Raw genomic sequence first — 15,789 nt, forward strand, 5'->3', positions numbered from 1 at the left:
ATAATGATAATCATTTTCAATAGTTGGAGAGTTGCTTATGAATCTGGCATCCTTATATATTAGACTACAACACTTTGACCGATTTCAAGTTGATCGAATCATGTCAGCTAATAGCCATAAAGAGGGAATAAATAATTATGAAACAAATGTATGCACATTATTGATAGCTCTCAGTCATGACATACGACTGTATGTAGACAAAATGGCAATCGATCTACGACAAGGAAGCTGCGCTCTCATTTTACCTGTACAAAGCTACACGGTAGAGTCAAGTAATAAAGAGGCACAGCTTGCTCGCTTTACCTTTGAAACCTTTGAAGTAGAAGGAATCACTTTGAACCGAATTGCTCATCCACCCTTGCTTTATGGTTATCCCTATCATCTGTTATTTTCTCAAGTCAAGCAGGTATTAGGAAATGAAGCAATGATAAATAATCGATTTTAGTTCCATGGCCATGCTGCAAGGTAAACTTCAGCAATTACTAGCTATGATGGTTCAGTTAGATGAACAAGCTAACCAGCTACAGAACGAAGAAAAGACACAATTGGTTCAACAAACTGTACAGTACATAGAACAGCATTATGATGAGGATTTGACAGTTGAACAATTAGCTACCATGGCTGGAATGGTAAGATGGCAATATAGTCAAAAGTTTAAAATATTGACCGGTAAAAAACCGACTGACTATTTGACTCAGGTACGTATAAATCAGGCAAAAAAACTTCTAAGTAATTCCACAGAGCCATTGAGAAAAATAGCTCGACAAATTGGGTTTAAGGATGAATATTATTTTAGTCGATGCTTTCATAAATTAACTGGAAACACCCCACGTGAATATACAAACAGTCATCTTTATACTCCAGAAAGAACAGTTATTGATTCGTTTGGTAGAAAGATTCATGTTCCTAAAGATGTAACACGTATTGTGACTGATGGCAAATTTACACTTGGGGAATTGCTTGTTCTAGGTATACCCCCTATAGGAGCGGCCATCTCAATAATGAAAGATAACGTGGTTTATCACAATCAATTAAGGAACATTCATAGTATCGGGCATTGGGTAGATCCGGATAAAATAGCACAGCTGCAGCCAGAGTTATTATTGCTTAGCTATTTTCATCCTGAACATGACTTGCAGAAACTAGATGCGATTGCTCCTACTATTATACTGAATAGCAAGTTTAGTCTATTTGAGCGGTTACGATATATCGCTAAACTATTTGGACGGTGTAAAGCGGCGGAGAAGTGGATTACAACATATGAGAACAAAGTAAGATTAGTACGTAGGCAATTAGCAGATGTTTATGTTGCTGGGGAGACGGCTACTGTTTATCTCAAGTTAGAAACTAAATATTATGTTATGTGTCAGACTGGATTGGCTGCCAGCTTGTATGAATCACTTGGCTTTCGTCCTACTCTCAAGGTAATGCAGCTAATCGAGCAAGGTCAAGCATGGATAGAAATTCAGCAGCATCAAATAAATCACTATGCTGGAGAGCGTAATTGTATCTTGGCTTCCCCCCAAGATTTACTAACCATTACTCACTGTCCACAAATCGCCACGTTAATCGAGCTAGCCCCTGGTAAGACTCATTTTATAGATTTTACATGGAATCATTGTGATCCCATTACACGTGAACGGTTGTTAGAGGTAATACCGTCTATTTTTAAGAAGAAAGTTATTCAATAATCAAAAAGTAAAACTCGATCCATTAGCTGGATCGAGTTATTACCATTAATCGTATTTCTGTTGAGACTGTTAGGGTGACGTCCAAGCTCTCCTCCTCGTATAAATACCTTGGTCACTACTTTCTTATTATTAAAAGCTTCCTATAATTTATCGTTCAAAAGGGAATTATTCGTTCAAATAATACTAATTATCGTTTAAGCTGGATTCTCCTTAAGACGAATAAAATATTCATCGTCACAATTAATTGCACTTCCAATTGTCAGACAATAATTTAATCTAAGCCAACAGATGTAGCAGAGAAGCGCTAGAAGAGTTAGGTGTAAAGGTAATAAGGGGCAAGGATTGTAACGCAGAAGTTAAATTTAATGGCAATCACTATTTTTTCATATCGGAAATAATTGAAGTGGATTTTGGAACTGGGTCTTTATTCTTTATCTGAGAATAGAAATTATAAAAGGGGTCACTGAGTTAAACTGACCCTGAATGAGGGAAGATATGACGGTCAACCAAAATCTGATTGACGAGATTTCTAATAGGGAGCTTGCTACTAAGGATTTGGTCTTGCCTTTTTTTGAATTAAAAAATAATAAGTTAGATTTTTTTTGTGACATTCGTGTAACAAACCGATATTACACTAGGTATGGAGGTGTGTTACATGAAAAAAATTCTATCAATCATGTTAATTGCTGCACTATTAACAAGCGTTCTTACGGGATGCAAGAAAGAAAAAATGAATACAGGTATAGAGAGTAAGCCACAAATAAATAATTTAGACTTTAACTTTAGTGTGAATCCTGAGACATTTGCGCTTGAGGTGGAATCCAATGGAATTACTGAGAAATTATCTGAACCATTGGAGAAAATGAAAGTGTCAAATTTAAAAGACAGTGGAGATAACATTAGCTGGACCTATTCAGAACAGGGAATTAAGGTTGATATCGAAAAAAAAGATAAGTATGTTGATGTAACCATAAAATCCAGCAAGGATGAAGACAACATGTTTGCATGGCCAAAAGTGAAAGGTGACGGATATATGCTCCCATTAAATCAAGGGAAGTATATTCCAAGCGATGATTCAATTTGGAAAAATTACTTAAGTGAAGAAAAAATGAAGGTAATTGAGGCTTTATCTATGCAATTTTTTGCAGTTGATAAAAGTGGGTATTCACTAGTATATATAATTAAAAACCCTTATAATAGTGAAATTGTTTATCATACAGAAAACGATATTGAGTTTACTTTTAATCATGAGTTTCCAACTATAAATAAAGAGAAGGAATATGGTTTCAGAATATATATAACGAAAAAAAATCCAGTAGATGTTGCAAAAACCTATAAAAATTATTTGATTGAACAGGGGGACTTCAAAAGCTTGGCGGATAAGGCTAAAGAAAATAGTAATATTGAAAAGCTTTATGGAGCACCTCATGCTTATTTTTGGGACAGAACTGTGATTTCAGAAGAAAATATTAAATGGGCAAAGCTGAGAGACATTTTTCCCGAAAAACTGAAATTATGGATTCAGAGGCTATTAACTACTAATGTTGAGGATGGATCAGAGCTTTCATCAGCTTTTGAAGAGTTAAAAAGCTTAGATTATGTAGATAAATACAATAAGAAAAGAATAATAAAATCCTTAAGTGCAGTAATGCAACTAAATGAATTCTATAATCCGGAAGTATTTACTGAAATAGATAAAGATACTCAGAGGCTGTTAAACAAAGGAATAGAAAAATTAAATCCCGTTGAATTAATTGACCTAAATAAGAGATTATTAAAAAGCATACTTGGAGATGTAGTTGACCCAATAAAGAAGTGGGCAGATGCTAATACTGTAGATGTGATAAAGGACATGAAGGATTCTGGGCTAGAACATATGTGGATCGGCTTGGATGATTGGCAGGAAGGCTTCATTAAACCTGAGTTAGTAAAAGATGCAGAAGAATTCGGCTATCTATTTGGTACCTATGATTCATATCATTCAATCCATGAACCAGGTAAAGAGAAGTGGGAAACTGCTAAGTTTAAGAATGCTTTACTTTACGAGAATGCAACTGTAACAAATAAAAATGGAGAAAAGATTGAAGGATTCCAAGGTGCAGGTAGAAAGTTGAATCCAACGCTTGCAATGCCTAGTGTAAAAGAAAGAGTAACTTCGATTTTAAATACCGGCTTAGCATTTAACTCATGGTTTTTAGACACAGATGGCACTGGAGAAATCTTCGATGACTATTCGCCAGAACATATTACTACTGAAAAGGAAGATATCCAGGCTAGGATTAAGAGAATGGAGTATCTGCAAAAAGAATGGGATATGGTAGTAGGAACTGAGGGCGGAAATGATTTTGCTAGCAAATCGATTGCCTTTGCACATGGAATAGAAACGCCATCATTTTCTTGGATGGACGAGGATATGGCAAAAAACAAACAAAGTGAGTATTACGTAGGGAGATACTATTCGAGCAATGGTGGAGTTCCCGAAATGTTTTCTAAACAAATACCACTAAAGGATAAGTACAAGAAGTTATTTTTGGATTCAAACTACACGATCCCATTGTATAAGTTGGTTTACAACGATTCAGTGATCACAACTCATTGGTGGGGATGGGGAACCTTAAAATTTAAAGACGAAATAACAAATAGAATGTTGTATGAGATACTTTATAATGTTCCTCCTTTATATCATATAGATAAACACGAGTGGGAAAAACATAAAGAAACAATTGTAAGGCATTCAAAGGTATGGTCAAATTTTAGCAAAAAAGCAATAACGAAAGAAATGACAGATTTTAAAATTATATCAGATGATAGACTCGTTCAAATGACGGAATATGGTGAAGCATTAAGAGTAGTCGCAAATTTTTCAGAAGATGAATGTAACTATCAAGGCAAGACAATACCAGGAAAATCGGTGTTAATTATTGATGGAAATAGTAATACTATCTATTCACCGGAAAAATAAGCGTGAAATTCGCAATAGTATATCTGCTAATAATTTCCCTTGAGATAATCTTCAGAGAGGCTAAATCTGAACGCTAAGGAATAAGTTTACAAGAAGAATAGAAGTAGCTTATCCATTGTGGGGGTTCATTGAAAAAAGGATTAAAAAAGTAATTATTACGTATGCTGCAGTTAGCGTAAAAATATTAGAGAAAACGTGAAGTTTACGTTTTAAAATGTACTCTATAAGATAGACACTTTCAAAGAGGTCATCTTATAGGGTACATTTTGTTTATGTTGTAGAAGAAACGCTGAAGTATGAACTTTCTCACAGCAAGAGCTTCGTTGGCTATTTGTACGACTATCGATTCATCAGCCAAAGGCAATTGTGAAATCTGCATAAGGTGTCTTTAAACAGGTTTATTATTAATGATGCCATTATCCATATATAATCGATTTGACGAATGTTAATCCGAAGTAAGAAGAGGTGGAGTCAGATTTATGCGGATACAACGATAAGGACAACATATCCAAACCACGCTTTTTGATGTATTTTTACTTCACTTACGTGGCAGAATAATGAAAAATTAGTTAATATTAAAAATAAATATTTTTGTAAAGAAAAGGGGAAAAATTTATGTTTTCTAATGAAGAAAGAGAGTCTATTTATAAAGTTATTTATAATAGGAGAGATATTCGAAGTTTTTTATCAACTCCTATCCCTGAAAACATTATACATAGAATATTAAATGCAGCTCATCATGCACCTTCAGTAGGATTTATGCAACCTTGGAACTTTATTTTGATTTCCACTGACGAAATTAAAGAAAAATTGGCCTGGGCAGCAGAAAAAGAAAGCAGAGCATTAGCTGTTCATTATGATGGGGAGAAAAAAATGAAATTCCTTGATTTAAAAATTGAGGGTTTAAAAGAAGCTCCTATAACTATTTGTGTTACATGTGACCCTACAAGAGGAGGTTCCCATGTATTAGGACGAAATTCAATTCCTGAAACAGATATATTATCTACAGCTTGTGCTATTCAAAATATGTGGTTAGCTGCTTGTGCTGAAGGACTTGGAATGGGGTGGGTAAGTTTTTATAAAAAAAATGATATTAGAGACATTTTAGAAATACCACCACACATCGATCCCATTGCTCTTATATCAATCGGTTATACTGAAAATTACCCAGAAAAGCCCATTTTAGAGTTAGCTAATTGGGAAAAAAGGCGTTCTTTAGAACATCTTATTTTTGAAAATAAATGGGGACAAAACTAAAAACTTCTTAATCTATCAGGGTGCGTTATGGGTAGTTTTGAAACACAAAGAAAGCTAAAGCTTCCTTAAAGATTGTAAAGCAATGTACTTAAAGTAACGGAGGCTTTATTGAAACAAGGATTTATAACTTATACATAAATAACCCTAATAACGTTTATCGAATTTTTATTAATTCAAAATAATTATTGTTTACATAATATAAATACCTGAGTCACAACTTTAAAATTATCGGAGGCTTCTCATAATTTATCGTTCAAAAGGGGATTATTCGTTTAAATAATGTTAATGATCGTTTAATGTAGATTTGGCCAATATTCATAAAAATTATTCTAAGAGAGATGAACTTAGCTTGTTGTTACAGAATCACGATTAAAGTTCATAAGAAAATATATATTGAGATTCTAAAGCGGGAATACTTGAAGAGTCGAACATACAAATTTGTATGTTCGACTCTTTTTACACATTATATAGAACCTATGGATAATTTTTTTATATTGTTGAATTGACTGATAAAAGTTTACTAAAGGATTGAAAGTAGCGACAAGTAATAAATTTGATACTCTGAATTTTTAAAAAGTATTTAAAAAAGGTGTTGATTATGATCTTGCAAAATCTAATAAAAGACAAAAGCGAAGCAGCCTAGATTCATGTAAATAAATTTAAACAAGTGTTAATGAAGACTTTAAAGAAAAAAATAAAAAGGTCACTTGGGATAGGAGTGACCCTAAGTAACAAGAATCGGAGGTGTAAGGCTAAAATAGCTTTACTATCAATATGCAGTGATGACGTAGTTTGTATAGTTCATAGCCTGAGTAATAGATTTAAAAATAAAAATGCTCTGATATGATTCATAATTAACTTACCAAAATTTAAAGAATGACTTATTTTAATTTTTTATAAATTTAATCCAAATCTCTTAATGCAATGAAAATACCTTCCAATTGTTTTCCTTTGTCTGTTAACGTATATTCCACACGAGGGGGAACCTCCGGGAATACCTTTTTATTCAATATCCCATGATCTTCTAGTGTCTTAAGACGGAGTGAAAGTGTTTTCGGGCTAATTCCATTCATTGATTTCAATAGGTCACTGAATCGCATTGTTCCTTCTATAAGCAGATCGTGAATAATTAAAAAAGTCCATTTAGTCCCAATCACGTTGAGCGTTTTAGCAATGGGGCAAGTCTCATCTGGTGCTCCTTTGGTTAATATTACTGGCTCAATAACACTCATATGGAACATCCTCCTGAAAATTTTTTTGTTTAATTCACCTTATCATTTCACAATAGTATACTTTCAGAAACTTAATGAAATAAATATCACTACTTCCATAAATAAAGTTACTATATTTATAATATCGTTGTACTTATAATTTCATCCCTTATTGAGGAGGTGACTAAAATTATTGCAAGAAATCAACGAAACAAACTACCGTTTGCTCTCATTGCTATATAAATCAATGGTTTGCTATTGATACATAATCATGAGTATTCTTCCGGATGAAGCAAACGATTTGAATTTTACTAAGTGCAGTAGGGTTATCAACTACACGCTAGGCAGTTTTTTTAGAAATCATATAATTGAAGGAGCTAGATAAAGATGAAAAATATACTTATAATTAACGGTCATCAGAAGTATAGTTCAGCAGAGGGTAATTTAAACCAAACATTGATGAACAAAATGGTCAGTTTTTTAAGTGAAAAAAACAATGTAAAAACAACAATTATTCAAAAAGGATATAAAATCGAAGAAGAACAACAAAAATTTATATGGGCTGATATTGTCATTTACCAAACACCTATCTATTGGTTCAGTGTCCCCGGCTTATTGAAGTCGTATATGGATGAAGTATATGCTTATGGTTTATTTTTTAGGGGTGCTGATCAGTATGGAAAAGGCGGGTTGATGACTGAAAAGAAATATATGTTTTCGACTACCTGGAATGCTCCTGAAAAAGCATTTAACGATCCAAGTCAATTTTTTGAAGGGAGCAACCTAGAAGATGCATTAAGTCATTTACATCGTATACATAAATTTCTCGGAATGAAACCTTTAAAGAGTTTCTCTTGTTATGATGTAGTCAAAAATCCGAAAGTTGAAAAGTTTGTATCCGAACTTGATTTACATCTGCAAGAGGTATTGAATTTTTAATCTATTAAGTAAACGTATAAGGGGAGAAAAACATGTTAAAAGATAAAAAAGTTGTAATGATCGGTGGAAGCTCTGGGATTGGTTTGGAATCAGCTAAACAGCTAATAGCTCATGGTGCAGAAGTAATCATTGCCAGCCGTTCCGAAGATAAATTACGGAATGCAAAAGAGCAACTAGGAGATAGAGCAACGGCTTATACTCTAGATACAACGCAAGAACAGCAAGTCCAGTCTTTCTTTGAAAAGATCGGCCAGTTCGATCATCTTGTGGTAAGCGCTGCAGAAACATCCGGTGGGTCATTCCTCCAAACGGATACAGCACTAGCCCGAAAACTGTTTGAAAACAAATTCTGGGGACAATATTATGCAGCGAAATACGGTGCTTCCAAAATTTTACCAAATGGTTCAATCACTTTGTTCTCTGGGGTTGTAGCCTACAAGTCTATGGTTGGCTCAGCAATTCTAGGTGCAGTCAATGCGGCTATTTCGAATCTAGGCCAGACTTTGGCTTTAGAACTTGCTCCGATCCGAGTAAACATCGTTTCACCTGGAATAATTGATACACCTTCCCGTAGCAAAATGGCAGAAGAAGCACGTAATAACTTCTATAATGCAGTTGAAAACAAACTCCCTGTGAAACGAATAGGAAGAGCTGAAGATGTTGCACAAAGCGTACTATACTTGCTAGAAAATAGTTTCGTGACTGGAACCGTTCTTCATGTAGAAGGCGGTCACATTTTAACGTAAGCCAGCAGCTGAAGAACATATATCCACTAAACAAGAAAAAACGCTATTCTTTTTGTATAACTATACGAAAGGATGTTGTTTTTTTAATCTTCCCATCTCTATTGGGCTTAAAAGGCACTCTAACACGTTTTCCTTATTTTGTTGTAACATCAGTTATGCAGTGTAAAGTCGGTAGGTGGGAAGCCTGCCTTTTTCAATACATCTTTAAAGTTGACATGTAAACCCCGCGGATCGAATGCTTTACGATTTTTATTAAGAAAAACAGGTTCTGATGGATAAATTTGATAGGATCTTAAAGAGGCTTTATAGGATGCCAGAAGCGGTATTAAGTGTGGATGAAGGGGCAATATCCGTTCTTTTTTTCCTTTTCCATCAATTCGAATCGTTTCATTTACCAGATCAACTTGTTCCCATGTTAATGAAACAAGTTCAGAATGTCTTAGACCTGTTGTTGCTAATAATTTAAACATGAGCTCATTATGCTTTGAAAAACGTGATTGGGCGCGAACTCGTAACCGTATTAACTGAGTAATTTTTTTCAATCTCAATATACAAAACAAAGTCATCAATGGCAGCATGTAGTTGCAAGTATAAAACCTCCAGATATCGTATTAAACAATAATTATTATCCGTACAAAATCATCCCATTATCGTAAAAAAGGAGAGTTATCGTTCACATGAAAATTATAAGGAACTTTAGAATTACAAGTCGAAAAGTACAGATATTATGGGTAGTTGACGAATCCAAGCCCTCCTCCACGCCAAATAATTTTAGTTTACATAATATAAATTATAGGAAGTTATGTATCAATTAAGAGTATACTAATAATAGTGAGATGAAATTTGTACATAGACATCAAAGTCTAAACTTAACGATTATTTTAATATCGAATTATTATAATTAACTTTTGTATATTTTAGGCTTTCATTCACGATTTTCTAATTGGAATAAAGTTTGATTAAAAGTTTGTTGCAAACGTTGATTTTATAAAAATAGAAGAAACCCATTCATTTTGATCAAACTTTTATCAAAATGAATGGGTTTTATTTAAATGCGAAATCCATCATTGGGATATTAATTTATTTAAGAAACAATTTTTCTCTCTTTCTTTACGAACAAATTCACATGTCCAAAAACCTAAAAATGAATTTAAGCTTCTGTATATTGTCCAATCTTTCTGAATTTCTCATAGCGATCTTCAATTAATTGTTCGCCATTTAGGGAATTCAATGCTTTTAGTGTGACGCTTATACATTCTTTTATATAAAATGCTTGCTTCACAACATTGTGGTGTGCTCCACCCGTTATTTCAGGGATTATTCCATCAATAACGTCAAGCTCTTTTAAGTCAGGTGCTGTTATCCGCATTGCTTCTGCAGCTTGCTTCCCTAGGCTACCATCTCGCCATAAGATCGATGCAGCCCCTTCAGGCGAGATAACCGAATACGTTGAGTTCTCTAACATAAAGACGCGATTAGCTACCCCTAATGCAATTGCACCCCCACTTCCGCCTTCCCCAATAACAATGCTAATAACTGGTACTGTTAGAATCGCCATTTCTGAGAGAGTTCTAGCAATGGCTTCACTTGGGCCGCGTTCCTCGGCTGCCTTACCCGGATAGGCTCCTTTTGTATCAATAAAACAAATAATTGGGCGCTTAAATTTCTCAGCTTGCTTCATTAAGCGTAATGCTTTACGATATCCTTCAGGGTGTGGCATACCAAAATTTCGTCGAATATTTTCTTTAGTTGATTTTCCGCGCTGATGTCCAACAATTGTTACGGGCTGTCCTTCAAAGAGAGCAATTCCTCCAAGAATAGCTGCATCATCACCAAATTTACGATCTCCATGTAACTCAATAAAGTTTTCACACATAGCTTCTATATATTGTAAAGTTGTTGGTCGTTCTGGATGTCTAGCAACCTGTACACGATCCCATGGCTTCATATTGGCATAAATAGATTGTTCTAGCTGTGTTAGACGTGTTTCAAGCCTTTCGATTTCGCCTGTCATGTCTACATTTGCCTCTGTAGCAATCGTTTTTAATTCATCAATTTTTTCTCGTAATTGTACTACTGGTTCTTCAAAAGCAAAATTTTTAGACATGTTGCACACCGCCTTTTGTATGCATTTTTACAAGCATTGCTACTTGGTTTCGTAAATCCTTCCTATGGAAAACTGCATCAAGCTGACCATGCGCTAGTAAGAACTCTGACTTTTGGAAATCATTTGGTAATTTTTCTCTTAATGTTTCTTCGATTACACGGCGACCAGCAAAGCCAATTAATGCTTGCGGTTCTGCAATATTTATATCTCCAACAGAAGCAAAGCTTGCTGAAACGCCACCGTATGTAGGGTGCGTCATGATCGAAATAAATAATAGTCCTTCTTCACTATGACGTTTTAATGCCACACTCGTTTTTACCATTTGCATTAATGATAGAATACCTTCTTGCATGCGCGCTCCACCACTAGCAGTAAAGATAATAACAGGTACACGTAATTCAATAGCTTTTTCAACGGCACGTGTGATTTTTTCTCCTACAACGGAGCCCATTGAGCCCATACGGAAATGAGAATCCATAATTGCTACAACAATTTCTTCTCCATCAAGAGTACCTACCCCAGTCAGTACAGCTTCGCTTAATCCCGTTTGTTGTTTAGCCACTGAAATTTTTTCTACATAATCAGGGAAATTAAGTGGATTACTTGTTTGTAAATGATCATCCATTGAAACAAATGAACCTTCATCTATGAAATATGCTACGCGCTCCTGTGCAGTCATTTTGAAATGATGGTCGCATTTTGTACACACTTTATGATTTTTTTCTAATTCCTTTGTTAACTGAATGTGACGGCATTCTGGACATTTTGTCATAAGTCCTTCTGGAAATCCCTTTTCCTGTCCGTCCTCATTCTTTTTACTAAATAAGCTACGTATTGCCATGTTTTACTCCTCCTATGTTTGTCTAAATGCCTTGTTCAGCATTTATGTTCGTAAGCTTGTAATGCTTCTTTTTCATAGCCAAGCTGCATCGATTTCAACATAGTTTGAATGATTAATTTCTCTTCTTCTGTTGAGTTTCGATTTAAACGTCACCGGCATTAACTGCTAATTGAAACCAGACTTTAAGTAAAAAACGATTTCTGACGTGATGACTATTTCTCGTAAAACATGCAGACAATTAATCGTACCTCTATCTCTAGCTTACAAAAAACTGTCCCACATAGGTAGTGTTCGCAGAGTCACTGTACAACTTATAACGCGAATGGCTTCCATTTCATGAATTTGTCGCGTTAATTCGACATCCTTTTTTTGATTTTTCATCTTCTAATATAAACATCGACAATTTTTCTACGAGCGGATGCTTTTGTGTAGAAGCTAGAAACGTACCTACCCCATGTCTCGTTTCAATAAGACCTAACAACTCTAAACTTCGCAATGCCTCTCCCACAGAGGATTGCCCGACACCCAGACGTTCTGAAAGGACTCATTCGAAAGGTTCCTTTTCACCAGCCTGTGTTTTTTCATTTTAATAAGTTGTCGTAATTGTTGGACGACATCTAAAAACACTTTCTTTTGTTCGTTTTTTATCCATACGATCAACTCCTGGGTCAATCTATTCGCCTTGGAATAATTATCGCTGTCGCTTTCCTTTCGCGCAGATAAACAATCCATCCTAAGGCTTTATCTTCATTCAATAGGTGTTTGGATACCTACTATAAAGAAACAAAATCCACCACCTCCAGATGGTGGCGTCTCTTACTGAATGAATTCAAAAGTGGTCTGGCCACTTTTGAATTGGCTTTATCTTACAAAATAATTATTTAAAAGTAAAGAAGAAACTGTATAAAAATTTTTGTAATTTCTAAAATTACTTCAATTTCATATTCTTTTCGTCGTTTGTGCATGTACTTTCACTTGAGGTCTACCAAAGCGCTTTTCAAGCGTTCTCTCACTGTAAAGCAATTCATCTTCTAATAACAGCTCTTGAACAAGATGAGAAACTTTCTGGAATAAGGTTGCAGATACTCTTCCAAACTCATCCTGAAGCTAATAAAGGCCATTTGTAAACGGCGTCTTACAAGGAAAGCACGTACCTGGCATCGTTCGGACGTGGCCCACTGAGCCAATATCCAGGGTTATTAATCGTAACTTTTTATAATTGTCGCCACTTTACTAAATCAAGAGTTTCAGTATAGGTGTATATATCGCGAAAAAAACCAATAAATATGAACAAACTATCCGTATTAAAAAACAAGCAGGGTTAAAAACCTAGCTTGTTTGAAAATAATTTTCATATAAAAAATCCATATAAGTATCTTTTGTAAGATTAAAAATAATTACCTGTCTTTGTATTATTTCCAACTAAAGCTATTTAGAGAGTTTTTTTACAACTAACCGCTCTCACTTTTTGCAGCTCATTATATAAGCAGGTGGGAAATTTCTAATTTCTCTATTAATATCAATTTTAGAAAAATAGCTTTCTAGAAATGTTAATTTAAATTTGGTGTATTGAAACGTTATAAAGAGCCCATCTTCTTTAAGGACTTTTAAAGAGTTTCGTAATATATTACTTGATACATTTTTAGGCAAACTTGCAAATGGTAACCCTGAAATTATATAGTCTGCGTAAGGTATATCGTTTTCGATTAAAATATCTTCAATATACTCAGCAGAACTATCTATAATTACAAAGTTTTTTTCTTTTATATATCTTGCTTTTAATAATGTGTAAAATTCTTTATTATTTTCTACTAAAACAACTTTAGTTGTTTGTTTCCTCTTTTTTAGAATATTCTCTGTGAATACTCCGGTACCTGGGCCAAACTCAACTATATATTCTGCTTGTTCAAAATCGATTTCTTTAACCATTTTTTTACTAAGATACTTGGAACTTGGAAGAATTGCTCCCACTGATCTAGGGTTAAACATATATTGAAAAATAAAAGATAGGTTTTTCATGATAACACTCCATTGCGTTAAAGTTATTTCTACTTAAAATCTAAACTTAAAACCTTAAGTAGTTATCATGAAATTCCTTAAGAATTCTTAAGAAAAAGGGTCTTGGAATTTATATATTCCAAGACCCTTTTATTTTTTTAAAGGATATTCGACAGTAATACTCAAAAACCCATTATCATATTCTGCATAAATTTTCCCATTGTGTAATTCCACAATCCTTTTAGAAATGGCCAGTCCTAAACCTCCCCCTTGATTACTTACGCGAGCCTTATCTCCAGTATAAAACCGCTCGAATAAACTATTTAAATCTTTACTCGGCTTTTCTTCAACCTGATTCATAATTTTAAAAATTACGTAATTTCCCTTTGCCTGTAGAGATATTTGTAATTCTGAGGGCTTCATACTAAATTTTATTGCATTTGTGAAAAGATTTTCATAAACCCTTACTACCTGTTCTATATCAATGAGTACAGGAGCTTTCACTTCAATTGACTTTATAACATTTAATTTTTCTTTTTCAAAAATGGGGATATACTCTCCTACGATTTGTTGTAACAAATCACTCATGTCTAATTCACATAAATTCAGATTTATATTTGGATTCGATAAACGAGTATATTCAAACAATTCATCAATTAATAATTTGAGTCTCTGTGACTTTAAATAGGTTATCTCTAAATACTCTTTATATTTTTCGCTATCACTGTAGTTCCCTTTTTTCAATAAATCTAAATACCCGATTAATGATGTCAAGGGTGTTCTTAGATCATGAGAGACATTTGTTATGAGTTCATTCTTTCCTTTTTCTATTTCTCTTTCATGCTGGAATTGGTTTTCTAATTCATTTGACATAAAATTAATATTTTGTGCAAGTAAGGTTAACTCATCTTTCCCCATTATATTAATGTTAAACCCTAGGTTTCCATTAGCAATTTGTTGTACACTATCAGAAATATGCTTTAAATATTTTAGTTTATTTCTTATCAAAAATAAAAAACAAGCTATAAACGAAAAAATTATAACTAGAAATTGGAATGTAATAAAAATACTTGCATTAGTAGTGTTCATTTCTATATTTTTATAAGTTATATAGTATAAAAATAATTGCGATGTAAGTAAAGAAATAAACAATGAAAAGAATAAACTGATTGCAAATGAACTTAGTAATCTGACAGTAAGTTTGTTCCTAAGCTTAATGTTTTTCATATCTTATATCCCACACCCCAAACGGTTTTAATATATATTGGATGTTTAGGATCTTGTTCTATCTTTTCCCTTATATTAGTGATATGAACCATAACCGTGTTGTCTGACTTAAAATAATCTTCTTTCCATACAGCTTCATATATTTTTTGAATGCTGAGTACAATACCTTTGTTGTATGCTAGAAGTTCTAAAATATCAAATTCTTTAGGTGTTAATCTAATTTCTTTTTCTTGTACAATAACCTGTCGAGTATCTGTATTTATAACTAAATTTCCTATTTCTATAATTTTCTTATTGTTTTTCATGTTTACATTATATTTACTGGAGCGTCTTAGCTGCGATTTAACCCTTGCAATTAACTCTAATGGGTTAAATGGTTTCGATAAATAATCATCAGCTCCAGAAGTCAGTCCTTGAATCTTATCTATATCTTCTGACTTTGCTGATAGCATAATTATAGGCATACTTTTTTCTTCTCGTATCTTTAAACAGGCTTGAATACCATCCATTTTTGGCATCATAATATCGAGGATTATTAAATCTACATCATTTGATTTTAAAAATTCTAGCCCTTTTATCGCATCGGCTACTTTAATGGTCTCCATCCCTTCATTTTCTAAGTAAACAGAAATCAAATTTCTAATATCATTATCATCATCTATAACAAGAATTTTGGGTATCATGGTTTCTCCTTTTTAGTAATCTTCCCGAAAAAACATTAAATATGTTTTTTAAATCGTTATTAATTCCAACTAGCTAAAGTTATTATCTATTTCATGTATATGCTATATTATTATTCTATCATTTTTT

11 protein-coding genes and 2 pseudogenes are annotated in these 15,789 nt (G+C 33.7%); 5 read left to right on the forward strand and 8 right to left on the reverse strand.

Going from position 1 to position 15,789, the window contains the following annotated elements; genetic code table 11:
* Nucleotides 1–37: 37 nt before the first annotated feature.
* The 3 genes and pseudogenes from ACE1MS_RS11360 (at nt 38) to bluB (ending at nt 5,910) form a co-directional block, all read left to right on the forward strand.
* Nucleotides 38–1,691, forward strand: a pseudogene (locus tag ACE1MS_RS11360) (helix-turn-helix domain-containing protein).
* 655 nt (nt 1,692–2,346) lie between these two features.
* The gene (locus ACE1MS_RS11365; RefSeq protein ID WP_207974179.1) at nt 2,347–4,653 is read left to right on the forward strand and encodes a glycoside hydrolase; all 2,307 of its coding nucleotides are present in this window, start codon (nt 2,347–2,349) and stop codon (nt 4,651–4,653) included.
* 615 nt (nt 4,654–5,268) lie between these two features.
* The gene (gene bluB, locus ACE1MS_RS11370; protein WP_012294531.1) at nt 5,269–5,910 is read left to right on the forward strand and encodes a 5,6-dimethylbenzimidazole synthase; all 642 of its coding nucleotides are present in this window, start codon (nt 5,269–5,271) and stop codon (nt 5,908–5,910) included.
* Between the two features lie 894 nt (nt 5,911–6,804).
* On the opposite strand, the pseudogene ACE1MS_RS11375 reads toward bluB, so the two are convergent.
* A pseudogene (locus tag ACE1MS_RS11375) lies at nt 6,805–7,142 on the reverse strand (winged helix-turn-helix transcriptional regulator).
* Between the two features lie 366 nt (nt 7,143–7,508).
* On the opposite strand from ACE1MS_RS11375, the gene ACE1MS_RS11380 reads away from it, so the two are divergent.
* Both ACE1MS_RS11380 and ACE1MS_RS11385 read left to right on the forward strand, forming a co-directional pair.
* Nucleotides 7,509–8,060 (forward strand): NAD(P)H-dependent oxidoreductase, encoded by a 552-nt coding sequence (locus ACE1MS_RS11380; RefSeq protein WP_447402300.1) that lies wholly within the window; start codon nt 7,509–7,511, stop codon nt 8,058–8,060.
* Nucleotides 8,061–8,092: 32 nt separating this feature from the next.
* Nucleotides 8,093–8,806 carry an SDR family oxidoreductase gene (locus ACE1MS_RS11385; RefSeq protein WP_036216284.1) on the forward strand — a complete coding sequence of 238 codons (714 nt, stop codon included), beginning with the start codon at nt 8,093–8,095 and terminating at the stop codon, nt 8,804–8,806.
* Nucleotides 8,807–8,955: 149 nt separating this feature from the next.
* Here ACE1MS_RS11385 and ACE1MS_RS11390 read toward each other — a convergent pair whose 3' ends face one another.
* The 7 genes from ACE1MS_RS11390 to ACE1MS_RS11420 form a co-directional block, all read right to left on the reverse strand.
* Nucleotides 8,956–9,384 (reverse strand): site-specific integrase, encoded by a 429-nt coding sequence (locus ACE1MS_RS11390; RefSeq protein WP_447402301.1) that lies wholly within the window; start codon nt 9,382–9,384, stop codon nt 8,956–8,958.
* A gap of 572 nt (nt 9,385–9,956) precedes the next feature.
* The gene (locus ACE1MS_RS11395) at nt 9,957–10,913 is read right to left on the reverse strand and encodes an acetyl-CoA carboxylase carboxyltransferase subunit alpha (RefSeq protein WP_036163689.1); all 957 of its coding nucleotides are present in this window, start codon (nt 10,911–10,913) and stop codon (nt 9,957–9,959) included.
* Nucleotides 10,906–11,754 carry an acetyl-CoA carboxylase, carboxyltransferase subunit beta gene (gene accD / locus ACE1MS_RS11400; RefSeq protein WP_031418221.1) on the reverse strand — a complete coding sequence of 283 codons (849 nt, stop codon included), beginning with the start codon at nt 11,752–11,754 and terminating at the stop codon, nt 10,906–10,908. Before accD ends, ACE1MS_RS11395 begins: the two co-directional genes overlap by 8 nt.
* Before the next feature lie 334 nt (nt 11,755–12,088).
* Nucleotides 12,089–12,262, reverse strand: a complete 174-nt coding sequence (locus ACE1MS_RS11405) for a hypothetical protein (protein ID WP_447402302.1) — start codon at nt 12,260–12,262, stop codon at nt 12,089–12,091.
* A gap of 953 nt (nt 12,263–13,215) precedes the next feature.
* Complete coding sequence (locus ACE1MS_RS11410) at nt 13,216–13,773, reverse strand: class I SAM-dependent methyltransferase (protein ID WP_012294539.1); 558 nt, start codon at nt 13,771–13,773, stop codon at nt 13,216–13,218.
* 129 nt (nt 13,774–13,902) lie between these two features.
* Nucleotides 13,903–14,979 (reverse strand): sensor histidine kinase, encoded by a 1,077-nt coding sequence (locus tag ACE1MS_RS11415; RefSeq protein ID WP_099805852.1) that lies wholly within the window; start codon nt 14,977–14,979, stop codon nt 13,903–13,905.
* Complete coding sequence (locus tag ACE1MS_RS11420) at nt 14,976–15,662, reverse strand: response regulator transcription factor (protein WP_012294541.1); 687 nt, start codon at nt 15,660–15,662, stop codon at nt 14,976–14,978. Before ACE1MS_RS11420 ends, ACE1MS_RS11415 begins: the two co-directional genes overlap by 4 nt.
* Between the last annotated feature and the right edge of the window lie 127 nt (nt 15,663–15,789).

The organism is Lysinibacillus sp. fkY74-1, assembly GCF_053165895.1.